Raw genomic sequence first — 15,797 nt, forward strand, 5'->3', positions numbered from 1 at the left:
CTATTACCTCGGCACTTCCTTAAGAAAACCTCCTATGGGAAAAAAGGTCTATAAAGTATGGCCTTTCACCTTTCAAATACTCCAAGGCTATCCTTGCAGTTATCGGCGCATGCAAAATGCCATTTCTGTAGTGTCCAGTAGCCACCATATAGTTTTGTCCCACTTCAAAGATGGGCTTTTCGTCTGGTGTGGCTGGCCTGTAGCCGTAGAGCATGCCAAAGACCTTAGCCTTTGAAAGGGATGGACAGACCCTTATGGCACCTTCCGAAAGTCTCTTTATACCCTCAAGGGTATTACCCGATAAAAAGCCCACATCCTCGGAGGTGGCACCAACATAAAGATAGCTATCCCTTGGTATAAGGTAGGAGATGGAAGAGTAATGCACCCTTGGAAGCCTTTCTCCCTTAAGCTTTAAAGCTTGGCCCTTTATAGGATATACGGGAAGGTCAAAAAGCTCTCCAGTCCAGGCCCCAAGGGCAAAAAGATAAAAATCTGCCGTATAATTCCCTTTTAGACCCTTTAAAAGGGTTATCTCATCCTTACTCTTTTCCACTTTTACAATCTCATCAATTCTAATCTCCACACCAAGCCTATTCATGGCAAAAAGGAGGCCATCCATAAGCATCTCTGCATCCACCCAGCCCTCCTCCACATAATTAATAAGGCAAAGAACCTCTTCCGAAAGCCAATCTCCCTTTTCCAACACTTCCAACTCATATCCCATATCCTTATACCTTTTGGCTATCTCCAAAAGCTCCTTCTCTTCCTTTAAGACTACCCTGTATATACCACCTTCCCAAAAGTCAACCCTTTGGCCAGAAACCTCCTTTACAAACCTTATAAACTCTGGATATTGTTTTAAGCTTTTGTAAGAAAAATCAAAAAGTTCTCCTTCCAAGCCTTCAGAAAAGGGTGCAAGCATGCCACCTGCCACCCAAGAGGTGGCCTCCTCTGGGTTTCTGGTGATAACCTGCACATGGTGCCCCTCATGAGCAAGGTACATAGCACAGCTTAGCCCTATAACACCACTACCCACTACAATGATTTTCCTCATGGTATATAATTTACCTATTATGGGCGAATTTAAAAGAGAACTTGATACAGATTATATTTATTTTGCGGAGGTGGAGCTCTTATTTAACTACGGTGTGGGATATCCAGACCTTATAATCAAGCTAAGGGAAAAAGTGCATCAAGAAGGCCTTGAAGATAGCATTTATGTTAGAAAGGCTGATAAGAAGCTCTTTCAAAATGTGCATAGGTTCCTTGAACTTCTTGAAAACTCTGACGAGCCTATGGAGGATGATGATAGCCAACCCATAGAAAAGTGGTGGTGGCACCTTCACAAGGTAGCAAAGGGTAAATACCCAAGCCTTACGCTTAAAGAGTACCTTAGAGATATTTACAGGAGGCGCAGAAAATACTGGAAATCTAAGGAAAGGCACATGCCTTCCATGGAAGCATATACAGATAGCATTTATATGCATACACATACCAAAGGCTAATGGATGAACTAAAGGAATTAAGGCTTAAGATAGACGAGATAGACCAGCAAATACTCCATCTTTTGAATGAAAGGGCAAAGCTTGCAAAAAGGGTAGGTGAGGTAAAAAAGGAGCTTGGCCTTGAAGTGCATGCCCCAGAAAGGGAAAAGGAAATAATAAACCGAATGATAAAGCTAAACAAAGAAGTATATGGAGAGGAATTCCCTACAGAAGCCATACTTCACATATACAGAGAGATAATCTCGGCCTGTCTTTCTTTGGAAAAGGAACTAAGGATTGCCTACCTTGGCCCAAAGGCCACCTTTACACACCAAGCAGCTCTTGAATACTTTGGCTTTTCTGCTCACTATGTGCCTGTAAGCACCATAGGTGATGTTTTTAGAGAAGTGGAGCTTGGCAGGGTGGATTATGGGGTGGTGCCTGTGGAAAACACCACAGAGGGAGTGGTCAATTACACCTTAGATATGTTTTTAGAGTCTGACCTAAAGATTGTAGGTGAGATAGTTATACCAGTCAAACTAAACCTTCTTTCTACCAGCAGCGCATTAAGCAATATAAAAACCATATACTCCCACAGGCATGCCTTGGCCCAATGTAAGGAGTGGATAAGGAAAAACCTACCTACTGTGAGCCTTATTGAGACAGAAAGCACGGCAAAGGCTTGCGAGCTGGTTATAGAGATGGAAGATGCGGGCGCCATAGCCAGTGAAGTGGCAGCCTATACCTACCACCTTAACATCTTGGCGGAGAATATTCAAGACAATCCCAACAACTACACAAGGTTTATAGTTATTGGCAAAAGGGCTATGAAGCCCACGGGCAACGACAAAACAAGCCTTATATTTGCAGTAAAGGATGAAGCTGGAGCCCTCTTTAGGGCCTTGGAGTGTTTTTATAAGTATGGTGTGAATCTAACTAAGATAGTATCCAGGCCTTCAAAGAAAAGGGTATGGGACTATGTGTTCTTTGTAGACCTTGAAGGGCATGTGGAAGAGGAAAGGGTAAAAAAGGCTCTTGACTTGCTTCAGGAGAGGGCGCAGATGGTAAAGGTTTTGGGGTCCTATCCAAAGGCCTTTTTACAGGAGGGCTAACTCTTTAAGCATTCTTCTTTTGTGGGCTGTGCCAGTGGAAGCCTCTATGGTGATATGGGGAAGTTCCAAGCCCACTGCTCTTCCTTGAGATATAAACTTAACAATTAGGTAGGTAAGCTTTGAAATACGTTCTTCCAAGCTTCCATCCACGCTGTCCAAAGATAGTATGATAGGCGGAGAAGCTTCTTCTACCATTTCCTTTACATAAATGTCTCCCGTTTTTGCAGAGATCTTCCAATGTATAAGTTTTATTGGCTCGTTCGTGTATTCTCTTATACCCTCAAGCTCTTCATAACCTTTTATCCTACTGTGGCGAGGAGTAATGCCCTCCTTCTTGCCTACGGAGTTCAAAGCACTTTCGCTGGCCTTCAAAGGCTTAGGGAAGACTACCAGGTTCAACGGCACACTTAAACTATAAAACCTTTCAAAAAGGCCCACAGGAAAGGAAGAGGAAATTTCCACCTCCAGGTTTTCGTATAAGCCCCTTTTTTCAAAGTATATGTGTATGATGCCTTCACTCTCTTCCTTTATAAAGGGAAATAGACAATAGCCTTTACCGCTTTTTACCTCTATTAGAAAGGAAGGTAGCCTTTTTTGGTTTTTCACTACCACTCTAAAAGGTGTTTCCAAGCCAGCATATACTTCTTCCGGTGGCAAAAGCAAAACCTCAAGGCCCTTAAGGTTATAAAGGGAAAGCATACCGGAAAGTAGCATAAAAGAAAGCATGTAGGAGACCACAAGATAAAGTAGGTTATTTGCAGTATTGACCGCTGCAACGCCCAAAAAGATGGTTATCCCTATGAATATTACCCCTGCCCTATTAACCCTTACCTTCACTGAAGAACACTCTAAAAAGCTCTGTGGGAATAGGTATAAGCACCGTGTTGCCGGGCTTGTTGGCTACGCTCTGTATAGTTTCAAGATATCTCAACTGTATAGCTATGGGCTGTGTGGCAAGTATCTGCGCCGCTTCCGCAAGCTTTTGGGCCGCTTGGTATTCTGCCTCCGCCGCTATTATCTTGGCCCTTCTTTCCCTTTCTGCCTCCGCCTGTTTTGCCATGGCCCTTCTTAGCTCCTCTGGTAGGTCAATCCTCTTTAGTTCAACGGCAACCACCTTAATACCCCATGGGTCTGTCTGCCTGTCTATAATCTCTTGCAGTTGTAAGTTTAGCTTTTCTCTTTCCGATAAAAGCTCATCAAGCTCTACAGCACCGCATACACTCCTTAAGGTTGTTTGAGCTATCTGAGAAGTGGCATAAAGGTAGTTCTCTACAGCCACAATGGACTTTACAGGATCTATAACCCTAAAATACACCACTGCGTCCACGCTTACAGAAACGTTGTCCCTGGTTATTATGTCTTGTGTTGGCACATCAAGGGTTACAGTCCTTAGGTCCACCTTTACCATCTTATCTATTATGGGTATAAGTATAAAAAGGCCTGGCCCCTTGGCCCCAATTACCCTACCAAGCCTAAAGATAACAGCCCTCTGGTATTCTGGCACTATCTTTACCGAAGCAGCCAAAAATACAATAATGGCAATAGCTATCACTATAAAGGGTGAAAAGCTCACGGCTACACCTCCTATCAATCTTAATATGTCCCCTCCCGCTACGCTGGCGAGAACCACCACCAAAAAAAGTAGAAAAGGTAAAAAGTCCAAAATGGGTTTCATATCTTAGATTATAAACTATGCCCTACTTTCCAGTTTTTGTGGATTTAAAGGATAAAGAAGTTGTGGTGGTTGGTGGTGGAAAGGTGGCGGAGAGAAAGATAGAAAAGCTCTTACTTTTTGAGCCAAGGATAAGGGTCATATCCCCAAAAATAACAGAGGGCATAAGAGAGTTATACAATCAAAGAAAAATAGAGCTTACCCTTAGGAAGGTCAGGCTTGCAGATATAAAAGGTGCCTTTATGGTCATAGTGGCTGTGGATGATATAAGGCTTCAAAAGAGGCTATACCAATACTGCAAGAAAAAAGGCATACTTTGCAACTCAGTGGATAGTATAGATTATTGCTCCTTTATATTTCCTGCCCTTGTGGTAAAAGGTGATGTGGTTATAGGTATATCCACCTCTGGTAAAGTTCCCGCCCTCTCAAGGGCCATAAGGGAATACATAGAAGGGTCCCTACCACAAAACATAGAGGATATAAAGCAGACATTGGAAGATATGAGGAAAAGCCTACCTAAGGGAAAAGAGAGGCAGGAGATAATTACCCATTTAGCCTTAAAGTTTTTGGATATAAAAAAGTTATAGTTTCCCCATAAGTTAGAAACAACATACTCTAAACCTTTTGTTTATGTTGTTTTTTAGATTGAAAATTAGTTAAAGAACTTTTATGATATTAAAATCATAAATTTGAAGGAGGTGGACCATGTTGAAGATAGAAAGCCCCTTGGAGCTCAAAAAAAGGTATTATGGTCAGCTTCCTCAAGTAATAAAGAGGGATGGCACATTGCAAGAGTTTGACAGAAGCAGGATTGAAAGGGCCATATCCAAGGCTTTTAAGGCCGTTGGCGAGCCTTTGGAGGAAGGTGTTTTAAAGGACCTGTGCGATGAGGTAATAGAAAAGGTTTTGGAGCTTAAAAAGGATAAGGTTCATGTGGAAGAGATACAAGACATAGTTGAGGAAAGGCTTATACTTCATGGTTTTGCCAAAACTGCAAAGGCTTACATACTCTATAGGAAAAAAAGGGAGGAGCTTAGAGACATATCAAAGGCCATAGTGGATGCGGAAAAGGTGGTAAACGACTACATATACCAACAAGACTGGAGGGTTCAGGAGAACGCCAACGCCACCTATTCCTTCTCCGGCCTTATGCTCCATACTGCGGGGACTCTTATAGCCCACTACACCCTTACCCATGTTTACCCAGAGTACATATCAAAGGCCCATAGGGAGGGTCATATTCATATACACGACCTATCCCATGGCATAGTAGGATACTGTGCAGGATGGTCCATGGAGGACCTTCTTAGAAAGGGCTTTAGGGGTGGAAAGGGTAAGGTGACCGCCGGGCCTGCCAAGCACCTTTCTTCCTTGCTTGGTCAAATTGTAAACTTTTTGGGCGTTGCCCAGATGGAGTTTGCTGGTGCTCAAGCCCTTAACTCTCTTGATACTTACCTTGCACCCTTTGTAAGGATAGACAGGCTATCCTATGATGAGCTAAAACAGCTCATGCAACAATTTATATTCTCCTTGAACGTACCCTCAAGATGGGGCTCTCAGGCACCCTTTATAAACTTTACCTTTGACTGGACGGTGCCAGAGGATATGAAGAAAAAGCCTGTGATTATAGGCGGTGTGGAAAGGGAGGATATAGGCTATTATGGAGACTTTCAGAAAGAGATGGATATGATAAACAGGGCTTTTATGGAAATCATGATGGAAGGAGATTACAATGGGCGCATCTTTTCTTTCCCTATCCCAACATACAATATAACCAAGAATTTTGACTTTTACTCGCCCAATGCAGAGCTTCTATGGAAGATGACGGCCAAATACGGCATACCTTATTTCCAGAACTTTGTATCCAGCTCACTCAGGCCGGAGGACATAAGGAGTATGTGCTGTAGATTGCAGCTGGATTTAAGAGAGTTAAGAAGTAGGATGGGTGGTCTATTTGGAAGCGCAGACAAAACTGGCTCCATAGGCGTTGTAACTATAAACATGCCAAGGATAGGATACCTATCAAAGAGTGAAGAGGAATTCTTTGAAAGGCTTGAGTACCTGATGAAGGTTGCAAGAGATAGCTTGGAAATAAAAAGGAAGGTTATAGAGAGAAATCTCAAAAGGGGGCTTATGCCCTACTCAAGGGAATACCTTGAATCTTTTGATACCTTCTTTTCAACCATAGGCCTTGTGGGTATGAACGAGGCATGTTTAAACTTCCTTGGTGTGTCCATAGCAGAGCCAGAAGGTAAGGCCTTTGCCATAAAGGTCCTCAAGTTTATGAGAGAGAAACTTTCCGAATTCCAAGAGCAAACGGGACATCTTTATAACCTTGAGGCTACGCCCGCAGAAGGAGCTTCTTACAGGCTGGCCAAGATAGATAAGAGTAAGTTTCCAGATATAATCACTGCTGGAGAAAAGGAGCCATACTACACCAACTCCACCCACTTGCCGGTGAACTACACCGATGACCCCATAGAGGTCTTGGAACACCAAAAGGACCTACAGGTGCTTTATACAGGTGGAACGGTTATCCACTTTTTCCTGCAAGAGTCTCCAGAGGAGCAAACGGTAGCCAAGTTTGTAAAGTTTGTCTTTGAAAACTATCCAGTGCCTTACATTACCATAACTCCCACCTTCTCTGTATGCGAGGACCACGGCTATATAAAGGGAGAACACTTTACCTGTCCCATATGCGGGAAGGAAACAGAGACCTACTCAAGGATAGTGGGTTATTATAGACCGGTGCAAAGGTGGAACAAGGGAAAGCAGGAGGAGTTCAAGGACAGGCTGGAGTATGTTATAACTTAGCTGAATTGACTGGCTTTCTGTGCTTTTCTTCCACCTCTGCCAACTCTGCTATGGTGGTTGTGCTAAGGTATTCCAGAATCTCTTGTCTAAGCTTGGTCCATTTGTCATGCACTGCACAGGGTAGGACGTTCCATTCTTCACACCTTCCGGGCCTAAGGGCGCAGTAGTCCAGTTTATAATCCTCATCCAGATACTTTATAACGTCCATTATGGTGATCTTATCTGGAGGCACCGCAAGGGTAAAGCCACCAGTTGGCCCCTTGTAGGACTTTAAAACCCTTTCCCTTGCAAGCTTATGGAAAATTTTAGAGAGAAAGGGCTTGGGTATCCTTTGGGCTTCCGCAATCTCTTCCACCTTTACCAGCCTGTCCCTATTTACTGCTAAATAAGCTAAAGCCAACAGGGCATATTTAACTGTTTCTGAGTATATCATAATGATATAATTATAATACACATTCGTCAGTTGAAAAGTCCTATTTTTTCCGACGTGGTTTATCAATTTCCTACACAGTTTAAGGTTTAAGCTATATTTATATATTTATACCTTTTGGAGGTAAGAATGCAGAGGTTTATGCTAAAGTCTAAGGTGCATAGAGCTAAGATTACTGGTGCAGAGCTTCACTATGAGGGAAGCCTATCCCTTGACCTTGCCCTTATGGAGGCGGCAAACCTTTTACCTTTTGAAAAGATAGAGGTTTATAATGTGAGCAACGGTGCACGCTTTTCTACATATGTAATACCAGCACCAAGGTACTCTGGCGAAGTGAGGCTAAACGGTGCCGCCGCAAGGCTTGGAGCAGTAGGAGACATAATCATAATAGCCTCCTACGGCCTCTTTGATGAGGAAGAACTAAAGAATTACAGACCCTTTTTGGTTTACGTGGATGAGAACAATCAAATAAGGGAAGTAAAGAGAGAAATGGTGATAGAAGGGGTTGGAAGCACTTATGATTGGTAAGGTTTTCCGTATATTTAGAGAAAGGGGAGGAATTTTAAAAGCCCTTGACCTTTGGGATTGGTATGAAGGCTTGGACCCAAAGGACCAGAAGCGTGTTAAATACTTTTTTTCTTTAAAAAGCATAAAGGATATGAGATTCCCATTTAAAGCCAAACACTTTGACAGTGGAGAGGTGCAAAACCCCGGCTATACGAAAGCCACTTTTCTTGGAACCCTTGCCCAGACGGCCCTGCTTGATGGAAAGTATGAGGATGCAGAATGGTTATACTTAAGAGCCCTTGACTTCGCCCAATCGGCCTATGAAAAACACCTAATACTTAACGACCTTCTCATGCTTTCTCAAAAGCTAAAGGACTTTGAAAGGATGGAAAGGTATGCCTCCATGGACCTAAGCCTTTTTGATGAATATAAGGAAGAACTAAAGGAAAGAAACGGAGGTAGCTTGCCACAGATTAACTCCTATGAGATCATGGTTTACCTTCTTGAGAGAAAGGGAGAAAGGTCAAAGGCCCTTGACCTTCTTGAAAAACTTCATCTTGAAGGCGTTCCCCATCCCTTTTACGAGGAGGTAAAGAAAAGGCTTAAGGGATGAAGTACCACGTTCTTTTAAGAAAGGTGGCAACCCTTCAAAGGAGCAAAAGGCTTATACCAAAAGGTGCAAGGCTATTGGTGGCCTTTTCTGGTGGTGTGGATTCGGTAGCTTTGGCCCTTGCCCTATTGGAGTTAAAGGAGTTCTTGGGTATAGGCAGACTTGCCCTTGCACACATAAACCATGGCATAAGGGGAGAAGAGGCCTTTAGAGATGAGGCTTTTTGCGTGGAGTTTGCCAAAAGGAAGGGCCTTGAGATATTTGTAAAGAGGTTAGAGATAGATACCAAAAGGGGTAATCTGGAGGCAAGGGCGAGGGAGCTACGCTACCAAGCCTTGGAAGAGATAAGGAGAGAAGAGGGCTTTGACCTTATTGCCACAGCCCATCACCTTAACGACTTGGTAGAGACCATACTTTTGTGGCTTGTAAGAGGTTCGGGCAGGGAGGGCCTTTTGGGCTTTGAAGAGAAGGAAGGAAATGTGATAAGGCCTCTTTATCTTACAAAAAGGGAAGAGATAGAGGATTTTGTAAGACTAAAAGGTGAAGAATGGGTTGAAGATTCTACCAATTATAACCTAAAGATAGCAAGGAATCTTATAAGACATAAAATTGTCCCAGAGCTTAAAAAATTAAATCTAAAGCTTGAAGAAAGCTTTCTGAGGCTTAGGGAGATCCTAAAAGATGAAGAGGAAGTTTTAGAAAGCTTAACGCAGGAGGCAATAAGTAAAGTATTTAATGGCATAGAGTTGAATAGAAAAGCTTTTTTAAGCCTTCCAATTGCCATACAAAGAAGGGTTATCTATAAAGTTTATAATTTAAGAAACCTTAAGGACGTGGATAGGGCTATAAAGAGTATAAGAAGGGGTTCCTACTTGAAAAGCCCTAACACATGATTATTATTAAATTCTTAAGTACGGAGGTAAAAGAATGCAGTGGATGAAGAGCCTTTTTGTATGGGTGATACTTTTGGGTTTTATGGTTTTGGCCTTTAACCTTTTTGAAGGTAATAGAGAACACATTGCAGTCAAAACTCCTGTAAACACTATTATAGAGCTTGCGGACCAGGGTAAGTTAAAAGAAGTAAAGATTAAAGATAATATATTAACCGGCATAACCACAGAGGGTCAAAGGATAGAAACGGGCATACCCCCTGGCTCTGACCTTGTTAACAAGCTTATAGAAAAGGGTGTAAAAGTTGAAGTTGTAACGCAAGAGGGCGGTTGGCTTATGCCTTTCCTTGTCTCTTGGCTTCCCATACTGCTCTTTATAGGTATTTGGATATACATGATGAGGCAGGTGAGCGGCGGCAACCCTACTTCAAGGGCCTTTAGCTTTGGAAAAAGCAGGGCAAAGGTTTATATAGATGAGAAGCCAAAGGTAACACTACAAGATGTGGCGGGTATGGAAGAGGTGAAGGAGGAGGTAAAGGAGATAATAGAGTATTTAAAGGACCCTGTAAAGTTCCAAAGGCTTGGTGGAAGACCTCCAAAGGGTGTGCTTTTTTATGGTGAACCGGGCGTGGGTAAAACACTCCTTGCCAAAGCTATAGCTGGAGAGGCCCACGTGCCCTTTATATCCGTTTCCGGCTCTGACTTTGTGGAGATGTTTGTGGGTGTGGGTGCGGCCCGTGTAAGGGACCTTTTTGATACGGCAAAAAGGCATGCACCATGCATTATATTCATAGACGAGATTGATGCGGTAGGCCGTTCAAGGGGTGCTATAAACCTTGGCGGTGGCCATGATGAAAGAGAACAAACTCTTAACCAGCTTTTGGTGGAGATGGACGGCTTTGACACCTCAGAAGGTATCATAGTTATTGCAGCTACCAACAGGCCAGATATACTTGACCCAGCCCTATTGAGGCCCGGCAGGTTTGACAGACAGATATTCATCCCAAGACCGGACGTGAGGGGAAGGTATGAGATACTTAAGGTGCATGCAAAGGATAAAAAGCTTGCGCCCGATGTGGACCTTGAGATAGTGGCAAGAGCTACGCCGGGCTTTACCGGTGCTGACCTGGCCAATGTGATGAACGAGGCTGCTCTTCTTGCAGCAAGAAGAGGAAAAGAAGCCATAGAGATGCAAGACATAGAAGATGCCATAGACAGGATTACCATGGGCCTTGAAAGGAAGGGCATGGTTATATCTCCCAAAGAAAAGGAGAAGATAGCCTACCATGAAATGGGCCATGCCATAATGAGCCTTATGGTGCCCGGCACAGACCCCCTTCATAAAGTATCTATCATTCCAAGGGGCATGGCCTTGGGTGTAACACAACAGATGCCCATAGATGATAAGCATATGTATGACAAGCAAGACCTTTATACCAGGATACTTAGCCTTATGGGTGGAAGGGCAGCGGAAGAAGTCTTTTATGGTAAGGAAGGTATTACCACGGGAGCGGAGAACGACCTTCAGAGGGCTACAGAGCTTGCCTATAGGATGGTTTCCATGTGGGGCATGAGCGAAAGGGTAGGACCTTTGGCGGTAAGAAGGACCATAAACCCCTTCCTCGGTGGCATGACTACCTCCGTGGATATAAGCGAGGAGCTAAGAAGAGAGATAGATGAGGAAGTTAGGAATATACTTACAAAAGCTTATGAGGATGCAAAAAGGATAGTTTTGGAGCATAAAGAGGCCATACAGGCTGTAGTCAAAAGGCTCTTAGAAAAGGAAACTATGTCCTGCGAGGAAGTGGTGGAGATACTAAAGCTTTATGGTGTAGAAGTCAAAAACGAGTGCAAAAAAGAGGAGTTTAAAGTAGAGGAAAAGAAAGAAGAAGTAAAGGAGGTAAAGTGATGGGTATGACTATCACAGAAAAGATATTGGCCGACCATGCGGGCAAAAAGGAGGTCCACTCAGGAGAGCTAATCACTGTTAAGGTGGACCTTGTTATGGCCAACGATGTGACTGCGCCTTTGGCCATAAAAACCTTGGAAAAGTACGGAATAAACAAAGTCTTTGACCCAGAGAAGATAGCCCTTGTGCTATCCCACTTTGTGCCAGCCAAGGACATAAAGTCTGCAGAGCAGGCAAAGATAGTAAGAGAGTTTGCAAGGAAGCACAATATAAAATGGTTTTTCCAAGAGGGTGAAGGCATAGAACATACCATATTGCCGGAGCAAGGTATAGTGGTGCCGGGAGACCTTGTGGTGGGTGCAGACTCTCACACCTGTACCTATGGTGGTATAGGAGCCTTTGCCACAGGTATGGGTTCTACCGATATAGCCTACGCCATGGCAACGGGCGAGACATGGTTGAAGGTTCCACCCACCATGAAGTTTATCTTCTATGGGAAATTACAGCCCTGGGTTTCGGGCAAGGACCTTATCCTTTACACCATAGGCCATATAGGTGTGGATGGCGCCCTCTATAAGGCCATGGAGTTTGACGGCGAAGCCATAAGAAGCCTTTCTGTGGAGCAGAGGCTAACCATAGCCAACATGGCCATAGAGGCAGGCGGCAAAAGCGGAATAATAGCGCCGGACGAAAAGACCATAGAGTATGTTTCCCAAAGGGCCAAAAAGCCCTGGAAGGTTTACCAGAGCGACCCTGATGCCAACTATGAGGTGGTCTATGAGTGGGATGCAAGCAAGATAGAGCCTCTTGTGGCATGGCCATACCTTCCCTCCAACGTGCATCCCGTTTCTGAATCTACCCACATAACCATAGACCAAGCCTTCATAGGCTCTTGCACCAACGGAAGGATAGAGGACCTTAGGATAGCGGCCAAAGTGCTAAAGGGTAAAAAGGTCCATCCTTATGTGAGATGCATAGTTATACCAGCCTCTAAGCAGGTCTATATGCAGGCTCTAAAAGAAGGCCTCATAGACATATTCCTTGAGGCGGGTTGTTCTGTTTCCGTTTCTACATGTGGCCCATGCCTTGGTGGTCATATGGGCATATTGGCAGAGGGTGAAAGGTGCATATCCACCTCCAACAGAAACTTCCCCGGTAGGATGGGCCATCCAAAGAGCGAAGCCTACTTGGCAAATCCGGCGGTGGTGGCAGCCAGCGCAGTGCTTGGTAGAATAGCCCACCCTGAGGAGGTGGTCAAAAAAGAAGAGCTTGAAGAGGTTCTTGCTTGAGGCGGACCTCCATAAAATAGCCTATTGGCTAAGGCTTTTGGGCCAGGATGCCCTCCTCTTGGAGGGCGCCATAAATAAAAAAGACCTTCTTAAGCACCCTGGTCGGGTTTTTATCACCACTTCAAGGAAGATGGAAGAACATCTAAAGGCTTGGGGAGTGGAGTATTTTTTGCTTCCAAAGGATGATTGGAAGGTGCAGTTGTGTCTTATTTTGAAATTTTTTGACATAAAAGGAGAACTAAAGCTAAACAGATGTTATTATTGCAATTCCCCACTTATGCCTGTGAGTAAAGAAGAGATAAAAGACAAAATACCGCCCATGGTTTATAAGTATGGCAGAGACTTTACCCTATGCCAAAGCTGTGGGAAAATTTATTGGAAAGGTTCACACCATTCACGGCTCAAGAGGATTTTAAAAGAGGTATTATCTTCTTGTTAAAAATACGCCGGGTTAGAAATCCGTCCTTTGGAGTGGCAGGTTTTAAACCTGCCAGATTATAAAACATCGGGCGGGTTCAAGACCAGTAGATTTTTTATTAGTAGTAGCACGGCATGCCGTGCCTCTACATTTTTTGTCTCATTTATTTTTAGCAAGAAGATATAATGGCATCCCCGTTGCTTAATTAATTTCTCACCCGGCGTGATTATCTTCTTGTTAAAAATCTCTCCACCCTTTCCGCCACATCATGAGAAGCCCTTATGCAGTCCGCCACAGAAACACCATAAAGGTAGTTGCCCGTCAAAAATAGCCCTGGGTTTTCCCCTTCCAATGTCTTGGCAAGGTCAAGGTATTTGCCATAGCCAAGCGTATACTGTGGTATGGCTCTTTTCCACCTTGTCAGGTTCAAAAATTGGACCTTGTCTATTCTTAAGATTTCCTTTAGTTCTTTTTCCACAAGCGAGTATATAAGTTCATCTTCATATTCAACCACCTCTGGGTCTGTGGCACCGCCCAGGTATATGGTAAGAAGCTCCTTGCCCTCTGGAGACCTGCCGGTGAATATTTGAGAAGAAAAGAGGACACCAAGCATCCTTTTGCTTTCCACCCTTGGCACCAAAAAGCCAAAGCCCTCTGGAATGGACCCTTTTTCTACGCTTGCATGCACCACCACAATAGGTGCGTAGTATATCTGGTCAAACTCCTGGGAAGCACTCCAAGAGATGTCTCTAAGAAGGTAGCCTGCGGAGGTGGCTGGTGCAGACACTACTACAGCCTTGGCTTCATACTTACCATTTTTGGCATCTATTATAAACCTGTCATCCTTCCTTCTGATCTTTAGGACTACGTTCTCCGTATCCACAGAGAGCTCTGAAGAAAGCCTTTCAATTAAGGTGTAATTTCCTCCTGGGAAGGATATGAGCCTACCAGCGGGTCCCAAAGCCTTTAGCTTTATAGCTCCCTTTATAAGGCTTCCAAAGTTCCTTTCAAGCTCATAGACCCTTCTTACTGCATACTTTACAGAGAGCTTTTCCGTATCTCCTGCATAAACGCCGGATATAAAAGGTGCCACTATGTAATCGTGAAACTCCTTTCCAAGCCTTCTTATTACAAACTCCGCAATGCTCTCCTCTGGCTTTATGGAGGGTGCTATAAGGGGCTCTTTTAGAACCCTTATCTTTCCAAAAAGAGAAAGGAGGGGAGATTTTAAAAAGCTTAAGGGAGACAGGGGCAAGGATATAAGCCTTCCCTTTTTGTAAATATACCTTATCTTGGCCCTTTCGCTAGCGTATTCGGGTTCTATTCCTGCATCGGAAAGGAACTCTTCCACCCTTTTGTCTGCCATTATAGTCTGTGGGCCAAGCTCTAAGATAAAGCCTTCCTTCTTTACGGTTTGTATGTTTCCACCAGGAAGGTCTTCCTTTTCAAAGACCTTTACCTCAAAGCCTTTTTTTGACAGATGCCATGCTACAGATAGCCCGGATATGCCCGAGCCTACCACTGCCACATCTATCATGTCTTAAATGGAACTCCCTTTAGTGGAGAGGATGGAACCGCATAGGTCCTCTTTGGCATCCTGCCAGCAAGGTAAGAGAGCCTACCCGCTATGACCGCATACTTCATGGCCACAGCCATCTTTATGGGGTCCTTTGCCTCCGCAAGGGCTGTGTTGGTAAGGATGGCATCTATACCAAGCTCCATAACGGGTGGAATGTCCGCAGCACTGCCTATGCCGGCATCCACTATAACAGGCACAGAAACGGCTTCCTTTATGAAGATTAGATTATAAGGGTTTTGCATACCAAGGCCTGAACCTATGGGCGCCGCAAGTGGCATAACAGCAGCACAGCCCACATCCTCAAACTTTTTGGCATAAATAGGGTCGTCAAAGATATAGGGCAATACCACAAAGCCTTCCTTTACCAAGAACTTGGCAGCTTTTAACGTTTCCTCCATATCGGGCAGAAGGGTCTTTTGGTCTCCTATAACCTCCAGCTTTATCCAGTTTATTCCTGTGGCCTCCCTTGCCAGCATGGCCGTCTTTATGGCTTCCTCCGCCGTATAACAACCAGCTGTGTTTGGGAGTATTTGATACTTATTGGGGTCTATGTAATCAAGTAGGTTCTCCTTGGACCTATCTGTTATGTTTACTCTACGCACGGCCACCGTTATAATCTCTGCACCAGAGGCTTCAAGGACCTCCTTGTTCTCCTGAAAGCTTTTGAACTTACCAGAGCCTATGATAAGCCTTGAGCGAAAACGCCTACCTGCTATCTCCAAGTAGTCATCCTCAAGAAGCTTCTCATAATCCGTCATCTATCCACCTCCTACAATGTTTACTATCTCAACGCTATCTCCATCCTTAAGTATATACTCCTTATACCTTGATTTTGGCACTATCTCCCCGTTTACGGCCACCGCCAAGCCTACCTCCCTTACCTTTATCTCCAGTCTTTCAAGGAGTTCAAGTATACTAATGCCTTCGGGCATGTGCGTATCTTTTCCGTTGACCACGAGCCTCATGGGATTTTAATAAATATAGCCCTATACTTCCACATTACAAGGTTTGTAGGAATAGGTTCTAAACCTACTTATTAATAATATTTTCATAATCTTACTTTTAAATCTAAAAATTTCTTAT

General features: G+C 43.9%; 17 protein-coding genes. 10 read left to right on the forward strand and 7 right to left on the reverse strand.

What is annotated here, in order from left to right; translation table 11 throughout:
* Positions 1 to 19: 19 nt before the first annotated feature.
* Positions 20 to 1,054, reverse strand: a complete 1,035-nt coding sequence (gene thiO, locus ACZ5GB_RS01690) for a glycine oxidase ThiO (RefSeq protein WP_464327261.1) — start codon at positions 1,052 to 1,054, stop codon at positions 20 to 22.
* 19 nt (positions 1,055 to 1,073) lie between these two features.
* Between thiO and ACZ5GB_RS01695 the strand changes: the two genes are divergently transcribed.
* Complete coding sequence (locus tag ACZ5GB_RS01695) at positions 1,074 to 1,505, forward strand: hypothetical protein (RefSeq protein ID WP_464327262.1); 432 nt, start codon at positions 1,074 to 1,076, stop codon at positions 1,503 to 1,505.
* Positions 1,505 to 2,596 (forward strand): prephenate dehydratase, encoded by a 1,092-nt coding sequence (gene pheA / locus ACZ5GB_RS01700; protein ID WP_464327263.1) that lies wholly within the window; start codon positions 1,505 to 1,507, stop codon positions 2,594 to 2,596. Before ACZ5GB_RS01695 ends, pheA begins: the two co-directional genes overlap by 1 nt.
* Here the strand turns inward: pheA and ACZ5GB_RS01705 are convergent.
* The gene (locus ACZ5GB_RS01705; protein WP_464327264.1) at positions 2,582 to 3,433 is read right to left on the reverse strand and encodes a DUF58 domain-containing protein; all 852 of its coding nucleotides are present in this window, start codon (positions 3,431 to 3,433) and stop codon (positions 2,582 to 2,584) included. The two genes, pheA and ACZ5GB_RS01705, sit on opposite strands and share 15 nt — an antisense overlap.
* Positions 3,417 to 4,271 carry a slipin family protein gene (locus tag ACZ5GB_RS01710; protein ID WP_464327265.1) on the reverse strand — a complete coding sequence of 285 codons (855 nt, stop codon included), beginning with the start codon at positions 4,269 to 4,271 and terminating at the stop codon, positions 3,417 to 3,419. Before ACZ5GB_RS01710 ends, ACZ5GB_RS01705 begins: the two co-directional genes overlap by 17 nt.
* A gap of 17 nt (positions 4,272 to 4,288) precedes the next feature.
* On the opposite strand from ACZ5GB_RS01710, the gene ACZ5GB_RS01715 reads away from it, so the two are divergent.
* Both ACZ5GB_RS01715 and ACZ5GB_RS01720 read left to right on the forward strand, forming a co-directional pair.
* On the forward strand, positions 4,289 to 4,855 hold the full coding sequence (locus tag ACZ5GB_RS01715; RefSeq protein ID WP_464327266.1) for a precorrin-2 dehydrogenase/sirohydrochlorin ferrochelatase family protein: 567 nt from the start codon (positions 4,289 to 4,291) through the stop codon (positions 4,853 to 4,855).
* A 118-nt stretch (positions 4,856 to 4,973) separates the two neighbouring features.
* Complete coding sequence (locus ACZ5GB_RS01720) at positions 4,974 to 7,082, forward strand: ribonucleoside triphosphate reductase (RefSeq protein ID WP_464327267.1); 2,109 nt, start codon at positions 4,974 to 4,976, stop codon at positions 7,080 to 7,082.
* On the opposite strand, the gene ACZ5GB_RS01725 is transcribed toward ACZ5GB_RS01720, so the two are convergent.
* Positions 7,072 to 7,515 (reverse strand): RrF2 family transcriptional regulator, encoded by a 444-nt coding sequence (locus ACZ5GB_RS01725; protein WP_464327268.1) that lies wholly within the window; start codon positions 7,513 to 7,515, stop codon positions 7,072 to 7,074. The genes ACZ5GB_RS01720 and ACZ5GB_RS01725 overlap by 11 nt on opposite strands.
* A gap of 126 nt (positions 7,516 to 7,641) precedes the next feature.
* On the opposite strand from ACZ5GB_RS01725, the gene panD reads away from it, so the two are divergent.
* Genes panD through ACZ5GB_RS01755 form a run of 6 tightly spaced genes read left to right on the forward strand, consistent with a single transcriptional unit; the run spans position 7,642 to position 13,156 of the window.
* On the forward strand, positions 7,642 to 8,040 hold the full coding sequence (gene panD / locus ACZ5GB_RS01730; RefSeq protein ID WP_464327269.1) for an aspartate 1-decarboxylase: 399 nt from the start codon (positions 7,642 to 7,644) through the stop codon (positions 8,038 to 8,040).
* Positions 8,030 to 8,632, forward strand: coding sequence for a hypothetical protein (locus ACZ5GB_RS01735; protein WP_464327270.1), 603 nt, complete (start codon positions 8,030 to 8,032; stop codon positions 8,630 to 8,632). The genes panD and ACZ5GB_RS01735 overlap by 11 nt, the downstream gene beginning before the upstream one ends.
* The gene (gene tilS / locus ACZ5GB_RS01740) at positions 8,629 to 9,522 is read left to right on the forward strand and encodes a tRNA lysidine(34) synthetase TilS (protein ID WP_464327271.1); all 894 of its coding nucleotides are present in this window, start codon (positions 8,629 to 8,631) and stop codon (positions 9,520 to 9,522) included. The genes ACZ5GB_RS01735 and tilS overlap by 4 nt, the downstream gene beginning before the upstream one ends.
* Before the next feature lie 34 nt (positions 9,523 to 9,556).
* Positions 9,557 to 11,428 (forward strand): ATP-dependent zinc metalloprotease FtsH, encoded by a 1,872-nt coding sequence (gene ftsH / locus ACZ5GB_RS01745; protein ID WP_464327272.1) that lies wholly within the window; start codon positions 9,557 to 9,559, stop codon positions 11,426 to 11,428.
* On the forward strand, positions 11,428 to 12,717 hold the full coding sequence (gene leuC / locus ACZ5GB_RS01750) for a 3-isopropylmalate dehydratase large subunit (RefSeq protein WP_464327273.1): 1,290 nt from the start codon (positions 11,428 to 11,430) through the stop codon (positions 12,715 to 12,717). Before ftsH ends, leuC begins: the two co-directional genes overlap by 1 nt.
* Positions 12,698 to 13,156, forward strand: coding sequence for a Mut7-C RNAse domain-containing protein (locus ACZ5GB_RS01755; RefSeq protein ID WP_464327274.1), 459 nt, complete (start codon positions 12,698 to 12,700; stop codon positions 13,154 to 13,156). The genes leuC and ACZ5GB_RS01755 overlap by 20 nt, the downstream gene beginning before the upstream one ends.
* 205 nt (positions 13,157 to 13,361) lie before the next feature.
* On the opposite strand, the gene hemG is transcribed toward ACZ5GB_RS01755, so the two are convergent.
* The 3 genes from hemG to thiS are packed head-to-tail and all read right to left on the reverse strand — an operon-like array spanning position 13,362 to position 15,679.
* On the reverse strand, positions 13,362 to 14,672 hold the full coding sequence (gene hemG / locus ACZ5GB_RS01760) for a protoporphyrinogen oxidase (protein ID WP_464327275.1): 1,311 nt from the start codon (positions 14,670 to 14,672) through the stop codon (positions 13,362 to 13,364).
* Positions 14,669 to 15,472, reverse strand: a complete 804-nt coding sequence (locus ACZ5GB_RS01765; protein ID WP_464327276.1) for a thiazole synthase — start codon at positions 15,470 to 15,472, stop codon at positions 14,669 to 14,671. The genes hemG and ACZ5GB_RS01765 overlap by 4 nt, the downstream gene beginning before the upstream one ends.
* Positions 15,473 to 15,679: a sulfur carrier protein ThiS gene (gene thiS, locus ACZ5GB_RS01770; RefSeq protein ID WP_464327277.1), complete on the reverse strand. Its 207-nt coding sequence runs from the start codon at positions 15,677 to 15,679 to the stop codon at positions 15,473 to 15,475.
* Between the last annotated feature and the right edge of the window lie 118 nt (positions 15,680 to 15,797).

It is taken from the genome of Hydrogenobacter subterraneus (genome assembly GCF_055390195.1).